General features: G+C 39.3%; 16 protein-coding genes, 1 tRNA gene, 1 other RNA gene and 5 pseudogenes. 13 read left to right on the forward strand and 10 right to left on the reverse strand.

Features of this window, described 5'->3' with window-relative positions; translation table 11 throughout:
• Positions 1-223: 223 nt before the first annotated feature.
• A pseudogene (locus tag IPL35_16780) lies at positions 224-1,200 on the forward strand (DUF898 domain-containing protein).
• Positions 1,201-1,218: 18 nt separating this feature from the next.
• Positions 1,219-2,166: a M48 family metallopeptidase gene (locus tag IPL35_16785; GenBank protein ID MBK8444952.1), complete on the forward strand. Its 948-nt coding sequence runs from the start codon at positions 1,219-1,221 to the stop codon at positions 2,164-2,166.
• A 235-nt stretch (positions 2,167-2,401) separates the two neighbouring features.
• On the opposite strand, the gene IPL35_16790 is transcribed toward IPL35_16785, so the two are convergent.
• The 5 genes from IPL35_16790 to IPL35_16810 form a co-directional block, all read right to left on the reverse strand.
• Complete coding sequence (locus IPL35_16790; protein ID MBK8444953.1) at positions 2,402-2,887, reverse strand: DMT family transporter; 486 nt, start codon at positions 2,885-2,887, stop codon at positions 2,402-2,404.
• Complete coding sequence (locus IPL35_16795; protein MBK8444954.1) at positions 2,888-3,118, reverse strand: EamA family transporter; 231 nt, start codon at positions 3,116-3,118, stop codon at positions 2,888-2,890.
• A 353-nt stretch (positions 3,119-3,471) separates the two neighbouring features.
• Positions 3,472-4,128, reverse strand: coding sequence for a TlpA family protein disulfide reductase (locus tag IPL35_16800; GenBank protein MBK8444955.1), 657 nt, complete (start codon positions 4,126-4,128; stop codon positions 3,472-3,474).
• Between the two features lie 18 nt (positions 4,129-4,146).
• The gene (locus tag IPL35_16805) at positions 4,147-4,347 is read right to left on the reverse strand and encodes a hypothetical protein (protein MBK8444956.1); all 201 of its coding nucleotides are present in this window, start codon (positions 4,345-4,347) and stop codon (positions 4,147-4,149) included.
• A gap of 238 nt (positions 4,348-4,585) precedes the next feature.
• A complete protein-coding gene (locus IPL35_16810; GenBank protein ID MBK8444957.1) occupies positions 4,586-4,945 on the reverse strand; it encodes a hypothetical protein in 360 nt (119 codons plus the stop codon).
• A gap of 172 nt (positions 4,946-5,117) precedes the next feature.
• Between IPL35_16810 and IPL35_16815 the strand changes: the two genes are divergently transcribed.
• The 5 genes and pseudogenes from IPL35_16815 to ftsY all read left to right on the forward strand — a co-directional run bounded on the left by IPL35_16815 (position 5,118) and on the right by ftsY (position 7,531).
• A complete protein-coding gene (locus IPL35_16815; GenBank protein MBK8444958.1) occupies positions 5,118-5,534 on the forward strand; it encodes a hypothetical protein in 417 nt (138 codons plus the stop codon).
• A gap of 148 nt (positions 5,535-5,682) precedes the next feature.
• Positions 5,683-5,930 (forward strand): annotated as a pseudogene (gene rpmB / locus IPL35_16820) (50S ribosomal protein L28).
• Between the two features lie 25 nt (positions 5,931-5,955).
• Positions 5,956-6,143 (forward strand): annotated as a pseudogene (gene rpmG, locus IPL35_16825) (50S ribosomal protein L33).
• Positions 6,144-6,232: 89 nt separating this feature from the next.
• On the forward strand, positions 6,233-6,400 hold the full coding sequence (locus IPL35_16830) for a DUF4295 family protein (protein ID MBK8444959.1): 168 nt from the start codon (positions 6,233-6,235) through the stop codon (positions 6,398-6,400).
• A gap of 172 nt (positions 6,401-6,572) precedes the next feature.
• Positions 6,573-7,531 (forward strand): annotated as a pseudogene (ftsY, locus tag IPL35_16835) (signal recognition particle-docking protein FtsY).
• A gap of 59 nt (positions 7,532-7,590) precedes the next feature.
• On the opposite strand, the pseudogene IPL35_16840 reads toward ftsY, so the two are convergent.
• Positions 7,591-8,408 (reverse strand): annotated as a pseudogene (locus IPL35_16840) (sterol desaturase family protein).
• 149 nt (positions 8,409-8,557) lie between these two features.
• Between IPL35_16840 and ssrA the strand changes: the two are divergent.
• The 6 genes from ssrA to IPL35_16870 all read left to right on the forward strand — a co-directional run bounded on the left by ssrA (position 8,558) and on the right by IPL35_16870 (position 11,160).
• Positions 8,558-8,928, forward strand: a transfer-messenger RNA (tmRNA) gene (gene ssrA, locus IPL35_16845).
• Positions 8,929-9,063: 135 nt separating this feature from the next.
• A tRNA-Ser gene (locus IPL35_16850) sits at positions 9,064-9,146 on the forward strand.
• A gap of 149 nt (positions 9,147-9,295) precedes the next feature.
• Positions 9,296-9,511 carry a hypothetical protein gene (locus IPL35_16855; GenBank protein ID MBK8444960.1) on the forward strand — a complete coding sequence of 72 codons (216 nt, stop codon included), beginning with the start codon at positions 9,296-9,298 and terminating at the stop codon, positions 9,509-9,511.
• On the forward strand, positions 9,492-9,761 hold the full coding sequence (locus IPL35_16860; protein MBK8444961.1) for a type II toxin-antitoxin system RelE/ParE family toxin: 270 nt from the start codon (positions 9,492-9,494) through the stop codon (positions 9,759-9,761). Before IPL35_16855 ends, IPL35_16860 begins: the two co-directional genes overlap by 20 nt.
• A gap of 374 nt (positions 9,762-10,135) precedes the next feature.
• Positions 10,136-10,501, forward strand: coding sequence for a hypothetical protein (locus IPL35_16865; GenBank protein ID MBK8444962.1), 366 nt, complete (start codon positions 10,136-10,138; stop codon positions 10,499-10,501).
• The gene (locus IPL35_16870; protein ID MBK8444963.1) at positions 10,489-11,160 is read left to right on the forward strand and encodes a hypothetical protein; all 672 of its coding nucleotides are present in this window, start codon (positions 10,489-10,491) and stop codon (positions 11,158-11,160) included. The genes IPL35_16865 and IPL35_16870 overlap by 13 nt, the downstream gene beginning before the upstream one ends.
• On the opposite strand, the gene IPL35_16875 is transcribed toward IPL35_16870, so the two are convergent.
• The 4 genes from IPL35_16875 to IPL35_16890 form a co-directional block, all read right to left on the reverse strand.
• Positions 11,042-11,587, reverse strand: coding sequence for an NAD(P)H-dependent oxidoreductase (locus IPL35_16875; GenBank protein MBK8444964.1), 546 nt, complete (start codon positions 11,585-11,587; stop codon positions 11,042-11,044). The two genes, IPL35_16870 and IPL35_16875, sit on opposite strands and share 119 nt — an antisense overlap.
• 120 nt (positions 11,588-11,707) lie before the next feature.
• Positions 11,708-12,430, reverse strand: a complete 723-nt coding sequence (locus IPL35_16880) for a pirin family protein (GenBank protein ID MBK8444965.1) — start codon at positions 12,428-12,430, stop codon at positions 11,708-11,710.
• 240 nt (positions 12,431-12,670) lie between these two features.
• Complete coding sequence (locus IPL35_16885; GenBank protein ID MBK8444966.1) at positions 12,671-12,922, reverse strand: Crp/Fnr family transcriptional regulator; 252 nt, start codon at positions 12,920-12,922, stop codon at positions 12,671-12,673.
• On the reverse strand, positions 12,901-13,281 hold the full coding sequence (locus tag IPL35_16890; protein MBK8444967.1) for a Crp/Fnr family transcriptional regulator: 381 nt from the start codon (positions 13,279-13,281) through the stop codon (positions 12,901-12,903). The genes IPL35_16885 and IPL35_16890 overlap by 22 nt, the downstream gene beginning before the upstream one ends.
• Between the last annotated feature and the right edge of the window lie 71 nt (positions 13,282-13,352).

Genomic DNA, 13,352 nt, shown 5'->3' on the forward strand with positions numbered 1-13,352 from the left:
CGGCTGGTACGGCTTAGGCACTACCTGAAATGTGTCGGTTTGAAGTACGGTTTTAAGCCTTGACAGACAACAGATAATTATATTCATATATGCGTAAATATTTACCTTTCGGTAAATATTTCGCTTTTTATGCAATATTATAAGATTTTTCATATCTTTATAGCAGATTTATTTCTATCTTTATTTACCAATTTTTTTTCATCAAAAACCTCTTATTTCTTTTATGGAAAGTAACTACTTACCCACCGAACCTGCCAACACGCAGCGTTCTTATCAACTTTCTTTTTGGGGCAAAGGCAGTGAATACTTCGGTATTATCATTATCAACTGGATATTAACTGCTATTACTTTGGGCTTGTATTATCCTTGGGCAAAAGCCAAAAGATTGCAATATGTATATGGCTCCACCGCGCTTGAAAATGACCCTTTTGCTTTTCACGGCACAGGAAACGAAATGTTTAAAGGCTTTATCAAAGCACTGTTGATTTTATTGGGCATCTATGGTTTATTTTTTCTGTTAAGCATTTACGGATATGTTATTTTAGCATTACTCGTGCTTTTTGGCGGTTTGGGTATTCTTGCTCCTTTAGCCCTGCATGGCACTTATCGCTATCGTATGTCGCGCACTTCGTGGCGTGGTATTCGCTTCGGGTATCGCGGCGACCGCAATGAACTCTTGCAATTATCACTCAAAGGATTTTTTTTAACGCTTATTACTTTTGGTATTTACGGTCCTTGGTGGATAATTAATTTGCGCAATTATATTTTTAGCCATATCCGCTACGGCGATGTTGAGTTCAAATATGAGGCTTCGGGAACTGAGTTTTTTTTACTCAATCTCAAAGGTTATTTTTTAACGATTATTACGCTTGGTATTTATTTGTTTTGGTGGGAAAAAGATATGTTCGCTTTTTATGTAGATCATTTGTACTTAGAAAAAGACCAACGGCAAATCCGTTTTACTTCTACTGCTACCGGCGGCGATTTCTTTAAATTAATCGTCCCCAGTTTTCTCATTATTATTTTTACATTGGGCTTGGGCTATGCTTGGGTAGAAATGCGCATTATGCAGTTCATCGTTTCGCATATTGATATGGAAGGAGATATAGATTTAAACAGCGTTTTACAAACCGAAGCCAACTATACTAATGCCACCGAGAGGATATGAGCGATTGGTTAGATACTGATCTTATGATTTAATACATACGCTCTTTTTATATGCTATATACTCAAGGTATTTTTTTCGATGGTGTTTCATCTGTGCCGCAAGAGATACTCATAGAATTTGATGAAAAACAAGGGCATTTTATCTTTGACAAACCTGTACTGCACGCCCAAATATGGGCGGCAGATGAAGTGCATTGCGAATTTCTCAACAAAGTATTGCATATAAGTTTTCGTGAAGGGGCAGGTGTGGCTACCATACAAATTACTGATCATCAGTTTATCAATGATTTCTATAAAATCCTGCACCAAAGCGGAAAATTATCTTTATATCAGCGTTTGTTGTCGTTTTCGTTGGGTACTTATGTGGCAATAGGTGTGTGTGTGTTGGCATTAATGGGGGTTTTTTATTGGTATGGAGTGCCGTATATCGGCGAAAAAGCTGCAAACTGGTTGCCCACATCTTATGATAACTACTTGGGAAATATGGCGTATCAGCAATATACTGTGGTAGCCAATATAGACTCCATTAAAAGCGAACAACTTACACAATTTGCATACCACCTGAACTTGAATAATGAAAAGCCCTTGAAATTTTCTGTAATAGAATCAAGTATGGTCAATGCCTTTGCATTGCCGAACGGGCAAATTGTGGTATTTACGGGTATTTTGGAACAAATGGAGCATTACAGCGAGTTGGCGGCATTGCTGGGGCACGAAGCGGCGCACGTCAATCACCGCCACTCCATCAAAATGCTGTGCCGCAATATAGCGGGCTACATTGTGATTTCGGCGGTACTCGGCGATGCCAACGGCGTAATGGCTATTATCAGCGAGCATACCCAAGATTTACAGTCGCTTTCCTACTCGCGCAATTTTGAGCGCGAAGCCGATGAAAGCGGATTGCAGACTTTATTGCAGAACAACATAGACCCCAAAGGAATGGTGGATTTATTTACACACTTACAAAGCTACGGTGACGACCTCGTACGGAATTTGTGAGTTCGCACCCGCTTACGCAAAACCGCATCAGCACCATTCAGGAGCGTATTGCCGACAGTAATTGTATCATCGAAGAGCACCCCAGCTTCAGGCATTATTTCAAGCACTGACGCTTAAAAAAATAGAACCTAAAGCAGAAACAGAAGATTAAAAACAGGATTTTTTAAAAAAAGTGAAATACTGATGCAAAACAGATTTTGCATCAGTATTTTTTTATGTATCCAAACATATTTTTTTACCACCTCCTCAACGCGGCTTGTAATTGACTAAATATACGCCGCTGAAAATCAATGCTGCTGCAATGCCGTGCTGCCAAGTGAGCGCATCTACACCCCAAGGCTACCGCCACCAACGAAGCCACCAACGGTTGGGCATAAATATACATACCCGCCAACGAAGGCGACACACTTTGCAAAGCATAGATATACAACAAATATGCAAAAAACGTAGTAAAAATAATTACAAAAGCTAAGGCGGCGTAGGCTTTGAGTGGCAAAGCCCCCACTCCCACTGCTCCTGCCTCGCTGTAGCCAATGAGCGTAACCGGCAACAAACTCACCGCAAAAATATACATCATCAAAGTGAGATAATGATAACGGTGCATCAGAGGCTTCACCAGCACCAAATACAACGAATACGAAGTGGCATTGATGAATATCAGCAAATCGCCCCACATATTGCCCGCCTGTGTGCCGTTGTTTTTACTGCTGTTGAGCACCACTCAAAATTGCTCCGCTTGCCCCATCGCAATACCCGTTATTTTTTGCCAACCCAATCTTTCTTTATTGATTAAAGTTGCCAAAATCAGCACCAAAATAGGCGTACTAATCATCAACAGGGCGGCATTGATAGGGCTTGTGAGCGACAAACCTTTGATAAAAAAGCAATTGGTTGATGCACACGCCGAAAATACTGCACCACAGCACCAAACTGCGGTCGGCGGGGCGGATATGCTGGCGCGGCACTATCCATAGTTTTATCAGCGCAAATAACAAAAACGCTCCCCACGCGAAAAGTTACCAAAGCAAAAGCCCCGATATATGCAGGTACGATAGATTTGGTAACTACAAAATTAAGTCCATAAATAACATTGGCTGCCAGCAAAGCAGCTTGTGCTTTTAAGTTTCGGGTATCGGACATCGGAGAAAATAAAGATTATACCAACCGCTTGATGTACGCTGCAACAGTGTTTTTTTGTAAAAAAACAGTACCAACATCAAATTTTACAAAATATTAAAAATCAACAATTTATCAACAAGCAATAAATCTTTGTCTTTTATTTATCTATTTACTCTTGCAATAATTTCAAAAGCGTATTCTGGGCATTTTCCAAACCACTGTCGCTGCTGTTTTGAAAAGAGCCATAGCGGTCAATGATAAAATAAGCAGGCAAAGTGGTAAATCCGTAATCGGCGTTGGCGGCGGCGATGTTGTCGCTGATGGCATTGATGCCCAAAGGCGATAATTTTGCAAAGATGACCTCCATGTAGCATCATCTCTATCCATTGATACATTTACAAAAACTACCCCTTTTTTCACCAAACTTTCTTTCAATGATTTGGTATTTATCATGTTTTCAATGCAGGGTTTGCACCAACTTGCCCAAAAGCTCACATACAGCACCTTTCCGCGAAAATCGCTCAACTGCAAGTCAGAGCCGTTGTCGCGGTGCGCATCAATTTCGGGAGCCAATGCGCCGTTCATAAAGCGCACATTGTGCTGATGCACCATTTGCACGGCTTGTGCAAAAGTAGGGTTTTTGTTTTCGGCAATAAAAGTAGAAAAATAGTGATTGTACAAATCTAAGTTTTTATTTTTCAGGGATTTAATGATATAACGCGCCTGAAAATAATCTTTCGTTGCGCCTTGCAGCACACGCGAGAGAGCATTGTAAAATAAATCAATTTCATCGGGCGTTTTGCCGTTTCGGTATTCGTGATGATAATCCAAATAAGCCGCCACAAAATTGAGATAACAGGATTATTCACCGATATATCTTTGAGGGGGCTTCTTCAAAAAATCGTACAAAGCAGAAGGTGCGGCGGCGGGGTCAAGCACAATGATTTCTTTGTTCATTTTCAGAAAACACAGCATATTGGCGGCATAGCTGTAATTGATGGCATCTAAAGCCCACTGATAAAATGCCGCCGACAAGGGTTTTTGCTGCTTAAAATCTTCCAATCCTTTCAGTTGGCGTTGGCGTTGGGCGGCGATAAATGTTTTCCTTCCATCAGGGTAGGCAGCGTGTTGGCTTGCGTGAGCAAATCAAAGAACCATAATACAAAAATAATCGTTGGAAAAATACATACGATTGAGGTTTCCGTTGTATTTCTGTTGAAAATTTGTAAATACTGGTTTTAGCCGATTTTTCGCCCGAAAATTGTAGTGTTTTCAGGGTCTATGGCATTAAATGTAACATTCAACTGCTCCGAAGTCCAACAAAAAAATCCATCGTTTCGCCGCCGTATTGCAAATGCACAAAGTTCATCGTTTGTACGGCTTGCGTAAAATAAAAATAATTATCAGATTGCAATTCGGTAATCGTTTGCTCTTCGCTTTCAGCAAAGGATTGTCGGTAAAAGAAAACATCACATCGCGCGTAGCAAGCGGATTGAGAATATGACCCCACCACTACACTTTTGGTAGTTTCGTTTTGAGCAAAAGCAAGTGGCAAAAAAAACGCCCGCCACAAAGACAGTAACAATAAAAAACAACTTGGCGCATACAGTTCAAACTTTGTTGGTAAAACAAATAATGGCGACACAGGTATAAAAATCAAAGGGCAAATAACGTTATTTTTTATTAAAAATTGAAAAGGTATTATCTTCTTATCGTACTTTCGCCTTGCAATACAAATGCCGCCTCTTGAATTATGAAACATTTTTTTTATAACAACACATTCATTTTTGCTTTTGCTGCTATCGCTGCGCTCACACAGTGCAAACAAAAAGATGCCCCTCCTCCTGCAAGCACCGCCCAACAGCCTGCCGCCGCCACACCCAAAAACGAAACTCAGGAGCGCGCCGCCCGCCTGCGCCCCTTGGAACATTGCCAAAACGCGCGGCGTGGAGTTTCGCGCCATCGGCAACGAACCTGGGCTGGTACTCGAAATCAACCGCAACATAGACGAAATACTGCTCGTAAACAACTACGGCACTGACACCCTCCGCTTCAAATACAGCCAAGCCAAAGTCATCAAAGAAACCAAGCAAATATCGTATCAGGTGCAGCAGGGAAACGATAAAATGTTGCTCACCGTATTGCATCAGGGCTGCACAGATGATATGAGCGGCGACCATTTTGACAAAAAAGTGGAAGTAGTTATCAATCAACAGGTGCTACGCGGCTGTGGCAAACGTTTGCAATAGTAAAAAAAACCGCCTTGCACCATTTTATAAAAAAATATGATACAAATATTTGGAAAATTATACAATAAAACAGATATTTGCACCCTCAAAGCCCGTAGCAGAGGCTTTTTAATTAATTATATCTAACGATTAAAAACAAATAAAGAATATGTCGCGCATTTGTGATTTAACCGGCAAAAGACCAATTACGGGCAATAATGTTCCAAAATCCAACCAAAAAACTAAGCGTTGGTTTTATCCGAACCTGCAAAAGAAAAATTCTATGTGCCCGAAACCGATGAGTGGATTGTATTGAAAGTATCCACTTCGGCTATTCGCAACATCAACAAAAGGAATCTATCAGTATTTGATGGAGTTGCAACAAAAAAACAATCAATAAGATTTTTTTATTTCTAATTCAGAGATTCATCGGAAATATATTATGGCAAAAAAATCAAAAGGCAATCGCGTACAGGTAATTTTGGAATGTACCGAGCAAAAGCATCAGGAGTGGCGGGTATGTCGCGCTATATCACTACCAAAAAACCGCAAAAATACACCCGAACGTATTGAATTAAAAAATACAATCCGTATTTGCGCAAAGTGACCACTCACAAAGAAATTAAATAAAAACAACGCCTCTCTGAACCCAAATACAGGGACTGCTTGTTAATATTATGTTTCTTTTTTTTTAAAAAAATTTCAAATAATACTCAACAATGGGAAAAGTATCCAAAAACGCCCGTACCGACCGTGGTAAGGTATCTGGCGGTAAAGACTTTGTAAAAGTGGTTGTAAGCGAAAAAAACCCTGAAACCGGAGCTTACACCTATAAAGAAAAAATGATACATAAAGATAAAGTAGAAGAATTTTTTAGCTACTTATAAGTAGTATTGTTTTTTTTGACTTTTTTGTTCAATATGGTTTTTTATATCATTTAAGCTCATTTTTTGAAGATGGGCTTTTTTTCGTTTATCTTTTTATAGAAAATAAAAAACTTACCGCTCTCATTCAGCGTTTTTATCTTTAAATTAAACTTTTTTTATACAGTAACGAATTATGGGATTTTTTGATAAATTTTTTACCGGCGAAAAAAAACAAGACTTAGATGAAGGCTTAAAAAAATCGAACCAAAGCATTTTTGAAAAAATCTCGAAAGCCGTTGCCGGCAAATCGAAAGTTGATGAAGAAGTGCTCGACGAAATAGAAATGGCTCTCATCAGCAGTGATGTTGATTTGAATACCACCATCAAAATCATCGACCGCCTCGAAGCACGCGCCGCACGCGACAAGTATGTTACTTCCAAGTGATATTTATGATATGCTCAAAGAAGTTATCATTGAATTGCTCGAAGAAAACAACTCACCCGATGTAGAGGATTTTGATGTACCCTCCTCCATTCAAAAACCTTTTATTGTTTTAGTAGTGGGCGTAAACGGTGTGGGCAAACCACCACCATCGGAAGCTAACATATCAGTACAAACAACGCGGACATAAAGTGCTGCTCGGTGCTGGAGATACTTTTCGGGCGGCGGCAGTATCCCAACTCAAAATATGGGCAGACCGCGTGGGCGTGCCTATCGTTGCCAAAGAAATGGGCAGCGACCTTGCCTCCACCGCATCCGAAACCACCCAAGAAGCCATCAATATGCACAGCGAAATAGTACTGATTGATACAGCAGGACGCTTGCACAACAAAATCGGCTTGATGGACGAACTGTCTAAAATCAAACGTGTTATACAAAAAGTGAAGCCCGACGCGCCCTCAGGAAGTATTGCTCGTATTGGACGGCTCTACGGACAAAATGCCTTTGAACAAGCCAAACAATTTATGGAGGCGACAGACGTAACAGCACTCTGCATCACCAAACTCGACGGCACAGCCAAAGGCGGTGTGGTGTTGGGGATTGCCGACCAATTCAAAATACCCATCAAATATATCGGTGTGGGCGAAAAAATGGAACACTTACAGGTTTTCAACAAACGTGCGTATGTAGAGAGCTTATTCAGAAAATAAAAAAATATTTGCACCTGTTTTAAACAACTCAAATAATATAGCTCTTAAAAGAAGTACACTCAATAATCAGTTTTGATGGCGCCATCAAACGGAATATTGAGTTGATACATGATATTTTCGTCATCTGTACCTTCTAATACATCTACCCCATAGCGTACTTTTTTGGGGTTATCATATATCAAAGTACCCAATATCCTATCCCAAAAAGAAAAGATATTCCCAAAATTGCTGTCAGTCCAGGGGCGTTCAGAAATGATGATGAAATTTGTGCATATTCGGTGTTATAAACACCCAACTCAAGGTTTTGTCTATGAGAGCAGGCAATACAATATTGGCGTGGGTGAAGTAAGTAAAAAAAACGGTGGCTATCCGATAAAACACATAAAAACTCGCCGGAATACCAAATAACAACACTGTCACCAACGAAAAAATTTCGCGTATAAAATAGTCGCCCGGGTGGTGGCGCGTTCCGGTAGTGGCATCTACCTTTGTATCGCTATGATGCACCAAATGTAATTTCCATCCATTTGATGCGGTGCAATAAATAATGTGCCAGCCATTGGGCAATAAAATCCAACAACAATATAGACAATACTAATTTCGCCCACAACGGCAAAGTTATTTGGTACAAAAGCCCCCATTGCTGCTGCTGGGCTGCAACCAAAATACCCGCCGTTGCCGCACCAAAACCCACATTAATAACGATGGTGCTCAACAAAAATACCAAGTTGATGCCATCGTGTCTCCATTTGTTGTATGATAACGAAAAAAGCGGCACGGCACCTTCTGCCACCCAGCATATTGCCAAACAAATAAAAATCCAAAGCAACTTGTAATAAGTAGGCATTGTAGCAAAAAAATCTATGAACTGTTCCATTTTCAGCAACACATTTTGAACAAATATAGATTTTTTTTCTTAAAAAATTTCTTTTATATAAGCAAACGTATTACAAAATATTAATCACAATATTTTTTTTTGATTATTGAAACTTTTTGAAATATTGTTGTGTTTAATACATCAGATTTGGGGCTGACTGGACTTGACAGGATAGATTTTGGTATGTAAGCACGTCGAGCGTTGTGCCTTAGCTCGTTAAAATCAAGTCGCCAACGTTTTTTTTAGATGGCAACTCTTATGCCCTGGCTGCCTAATTCAAGGAATTAGTCACCATAGTTCGTGGGCGGTCTGCTTGTCCGCTGCCTAATCGAACTTTCGACCCCGACAAGCTGGTTGCGGTAAATGCTTCGCTACTGTAATAAGATTTTAGAAGATAAGCGCAGTGCATAGGCAAGCTTTTGCGCCTGCCCTGCGCCGACACAACAAGCAAAAGCTAAACGTGTAGAAAGCGTATGGGAACTTTCGCTGGACGTGGGTTCAAATCCCACCAGCTCCACTCCAAACCGCCAAGCGGCTTCACAGCAAATCAGTTGTGAAGCCGTTTTTTTTGATAGTTGCCGCCATCAAAAAATGACAAAAAATATTTTTTTTAAAGATGGGTGTTTTTATAAAAAATGTATTTACCTTTGCACTCGGAGAGGTGGCAGAGTGGCCGAATGCGGCGGTCTTGAAAACCGTTGAGGGTCAAACCTCCGGGGTTCAATCCCTCTCTCTCCGCTTTTTTATAACACATTGATTATCAATGTTGTTTTTTAGATTTTAGAACCTCTGAAAGTAACAACAACCTCACTAAAATCCGAATTTGGCAAACCTCCTCTAATAGGCACTCCTTCGCCAGAATTCGTGGCAAAAAGCTACAGTTTTACATGAATGGACTTATTATTGCTTCAACAAATAAAGCAGATTTAAAACTGTTTACTGATTTAGCTAATCGCATTGGTGTTTCTTTTAAAACACTTTCTAATGAAGATTTATTAGATATTGGTTTGCTTAAAGCAATGGAAGAAGGAAAAAAAACGAAATTTGTTTCAAAGGAAAGAATTATGAAAAAATTAAACAAAAATGAAAACAAAATTTCGTGAGAAATTTGAAAAAGATATAGAAGATATTACAAACCAAGATGTATTAGATGCTATTGTAAAAGTGATAGCGAATGTTGAAGATGCTAAAAACCCTCAAGGCATCAACAATATCAAAAAAATGAAAGGAGATAAAAATGCTTTTAGTATTAGAATAGGAAAATATAGAATTGGTATCTATCTTATAAAAGAAACTGTTGAGTTTACAAGAGTTTTGCCAAGAAATAAAATTTATAAATATTTTCCTGAATAATTCGCATTTTTTTTATAAAACAGCAACAATATGAATAAATTTTCTTTATTGTTATTACTTTATTGTTTATAATTATAGATAATAAAATCCAAAGTTTTCCCCTTCATTTTTTACTCTTATTTCCTCTCTATCGGATAACCTAATTTCTTTTTTGCGAAAATATAAATCCTAATTCGCACAAACACTTTATATAACCTCTATATACAAGCGAGTCTATACTTTTTTTATACTGATATTCTTATATCCCCTCATTATTAAGCAATAAAAAATTAGTGCTTTTTTATAATATTCTTTTAGATACAACGTATATCTTATAAGACTTTTTTTATTTTCTTCGTAAAAAGTAATAGCCCATGAAAACCCTTGTAAAGTTTTTGTTATTATTATTTATTACTATTTCAAATTATTACTGTGTAACCGCACAAAAAACCACTAAAAATAACAACAGTGTAGGTGTTCTTTTGAGCAATGAAGAAGTACCGCTTTCTGTTCAGCGGGCTTTTGCAAATGACTTTGGTGTGCAGGCAGCAGCAGCCATAGAATCGTGGGAAATAGTAATGCCACACACCAAAACAATGATGAGTTTGCGGCACAATAATGCTCCTCTTTCGCCGAAAGCGCAGCGCATATTGGCAAAAAGAGCCAAAAAAGATGCCAAACTAAATACGAAAAAACAGCCCACCAAAGAGCTACCGATAGCAAAGAACGAGAGAAATTGTTCCGAAAAATGCAGAAATTAGCCGAAAAACAGGCGTGGAGTGTGAAGCCCATTAAGTTTCCTAAAGAATCCGGTCGTTCCAAAAGAGGCAGTTCGCGGGGCGGTAGCACCTCAAAAACGGCAATAGAATACTCCACCACTGATGCTGATGCGCTTTTTCCTGACCAACAGCAATTGATTTTTAAAGACAGAGACAACAAATTGCCGCAATATGTAGGCTATGCCAATGACGGTGCACATTTCTACATATACGACCTGCATGGCAACTTGGTGTATAGCGAAGAAACCCTGAGTGATTGGGCGCAAATTCCAGAAGCGGCATCACTGCATTTCAGAGAACGCTTTCCGACTGCATACACCGAAGCAACCCTTTTTAAAATCAGCTACGGCGCAAAAGATGCAGCAAAAACACAGGTATTCAGATTAAAAGCAAAAGGAAAAAACTACTATTACGCTGCTGATGGAACCCCCATCAATATAAAGAAACTGCCGATAAATCCGACAAAAAAGGCAAATAAGGAGTTTTTATCTTTTATAAAACCAATATCACAAAGTCAGCACCTTATTGTTGAAGTGCTGACTTTGTTGTTTGTACTGCTGCCTCGTATTCTTGCTTTAAATCTTCAGCCACTACGCCGCCTTGTCGGGCATCAAAATTTTCCTGAAATTTGGGCAAACTGAAATGCGCTACTATATCCGCCCCGTGTATCGGAAAACGCACCAAAGCTGCTTCCATTACACTTTTGCCTCCTCTGCCCCCCGACGAAGTAGAAAGCAGCAACATTTTTTTATTATCAAATAATTTTGATTTATAGCGACTTGTCCAATCCAGCAAATTTTTGAAATACGCCGAATAAGAGCCATTGTGTTCGGCTAAAGATATAATAATTAAATCGGCACTGTCTAAGTAGCGGCTAAATGTTTTTACATCTGCCGGAATACCCGTTTCTTGCTCTACATCTATTGAGTAAAGTGGTGCGTGAAAATCATTCAAATCTAAAATTTTCACAGCAGCAGCCTCAAATAGTTGTGCAGTATAAGAAGCAAAAATTTTATTGATAGAACTGCGGCTGGAGCTTGCTCCGAAAGCAATAATGGTTGGTTGCATGAAAATATTTTGGTGAAATAAATTTAGTATTCTGCAAAGCAGGGTATATTATTAACACAATAAAACTTTATTGCCGTATAAAAGTTCGGTAAAGATAGCAGGTTTACAGAAAAATAATATTTAATGCGCCATCAGCGGTACTTCCATTAACAATACTTCGGCATCTTGCGAGTCGGCTTTGAGCGATAATTGCTCAATATTCCACAATCCAAAACCATCGCGCTCACGGAGTGCTTGCCCATTGATGCTCACATCTCCTTTTATCACAAAGGCATATACGCCGTTTTCTTTGCGATTAAGCATGTAAGTGGTAGAAAAATCTTTGTCAAACCTACCCAAATAAAACCACGCCTCCTGATGTATCCACACGCCCGCATCATCAACATTCGGCGATAATACCTGCTGCCAACGATTGTGGCGGTCGCTTGCATTGAGCGTTATTTGGTCGTAGCGCGGTGCTACATTGCGGCGATTCGGAAACAACCAAATTTGTAAAAATTTAACCGCACGGTCTTTATTTTTATTGTATTCGCTGTGAGTAATGCCCGTACCCGCACTCATCACCTGAATATCGCCGTGCCTGATTACTGTCGTATTACCCATACTGTCTTTGTGTTCCAAATCGCCCTCCAAAGGAATAGAGATGATTTCCATATTATCGTGCGGGTGCGTGCCAAATCCTTTTCCTGCCGCTACGGTATCATCGTTGAGCACGCGCAACACGCCGAAGTGCATACGTTCGGGGTTGTAATAATGCGAAAAACTAAAAGTATGTTTGCTGTCTAACCAACCTAATTGCGCACTGCCTCTCGTGTGCGCTTGGTGTAATACACTGTTTGCCATAGTATCTGTTGAATTTGTATAAGGAATATGATTAAATCCGAGTAGTTCCAAATCTTTCAGTTCATCAATATTATTGGAAAAAAGCGGAGCGAGTTTTTCAGAAGCCACCCAAATCCCTGTTCCCAATAATCCTTTTTTTAAAAAATCTTTTCTGTCCACGAGATTATAATATTTTTTTTGAATGATAAGAAAGACAGTGCAAAAATATACCCTCTACTACCCTATTGGCATTGATGTAGTTCAAGAAATAGGAGGTTTTGGAGGGGAAAGTGTATTTTTATACAATTTTCTTTTTCGCAGACGGCTCAAAAATTCCGGCGATATACCCAAATACGAAGCAATGAGGTGCTGCGGGATACGCAAGGGCAAATATGGATATTTTTGCAGAAAAAGATCATAACGTTGCTCGGCACTCAAGGCAATACCGGCAAAAATACGCTCTTGATAGGAAGCCACATGGCGTTGCAACATCAAGCGGAACATACGTTCCAAAGCAGGAATTTTTGTAATGCCGCTTCTTTTTTAGTCAGCGTGAGCATCAGTAATTCCGTGCCTTCCAGTGTTTCTATAAACATCTTACTCGGTTTTTGCTCCGAAAAACTCATCATATCGCTCACCCACCAGTTTTCGGTGGCAAATGTCAGTATCACTTCAAATCCGTTATTATCAATAAAATACGTTTTTATACAGCCTTTTATAATAAAACCTTCAAAATTGCATACCTCGCCCTGTTGTAATAAAAATGTTTTTTTAGGAATCTTTTTATGCTTCAATCGCCGTTCAAAAAACAAAAATTCATCTTCGCTAAGTTGTGTACAGGTTTGTATATAGGCACGAATAGAAGAAAACATATCACAGCATTTTTTTTTGATATTTTAAATAAAAAAAGAGCGACAACAAAATTTAATTTGTCATCGCTCTT

The organism is Sphingobacteriales bacterium (genome assembly GCA_016711285.1).
Taxonomy (GTDB): domain Bacteria; phylum Bacteroidota; class Bacteroidia; order Chitinophagales; family UBA2359; genus JADJTG01.

Excerpts from the sequence above, each read along its gene's own strand:
- IPL35_16855 (MBK8444960.1), top strand. The coding sequence starts at position 9,296 with ATGAATGGACTTATTATTGCTTCAACAAATAAAGCAGATTTAAAACTG.
- IPL35_16860 (MBK8444961.1), top strand. The coding sequence starts at position 9,492 with ATGAAAACAAAATTTCGTGAGAAATTTGAAAAAGATATAGAAGATATT.
- IPL35_16875 (MBK8444964.1), bottom strand. The coding sequence starts at position 11,587 with ATGCAACCAACCATTATTGCTTTCGGAGCAAGCTCCAGCCGCAGTTCT.
- IPL35_16830 (MBK8444959.1), top strand. The coding sequence starts at position 6,233 with ATGGGAAAAGTATCCAAAAACGCCCGTACCGACCGTGGTAAGGTATCT.
- IPL35_16815 (MBK8444958.1), top strand. The coding sequence starts at position 5,118 with ATGCCCCTCCTCCTGCAAGCACCGCCCAACAGCCTGCCGCCGCCACAC.
- IPL35_16785 (MBK8444952.1), top strand. The coding sequence starts at position 1,219 with ATGCTATATACTCAAGGTATTTTTTTCGATGGTGTTTCATCTGTGCCG.
- IPL35_16880 (MBK8444965.1), bottom strand. The coding sequence starts at position 12,430 with ATGGCAAACAGTGTATTACACCAAGCGCACACGAGAGGCAGTGCGCAA.
- IPL35_16870 (MBK8444963.1), top strand. The coding sequence starts at position 10,489 with ATGCAGAAATTAGCCGAAAAACAGGCGTGGAGTGTGAAGCCCATTAAG.
- IPL35_16890 (MBK8444967.1), bottom strand. The coding sequence starts at position 13,281 with ATGTTTTCTTCTATTCGTGCCTATATACAAACCTGTACACAACTTAGC.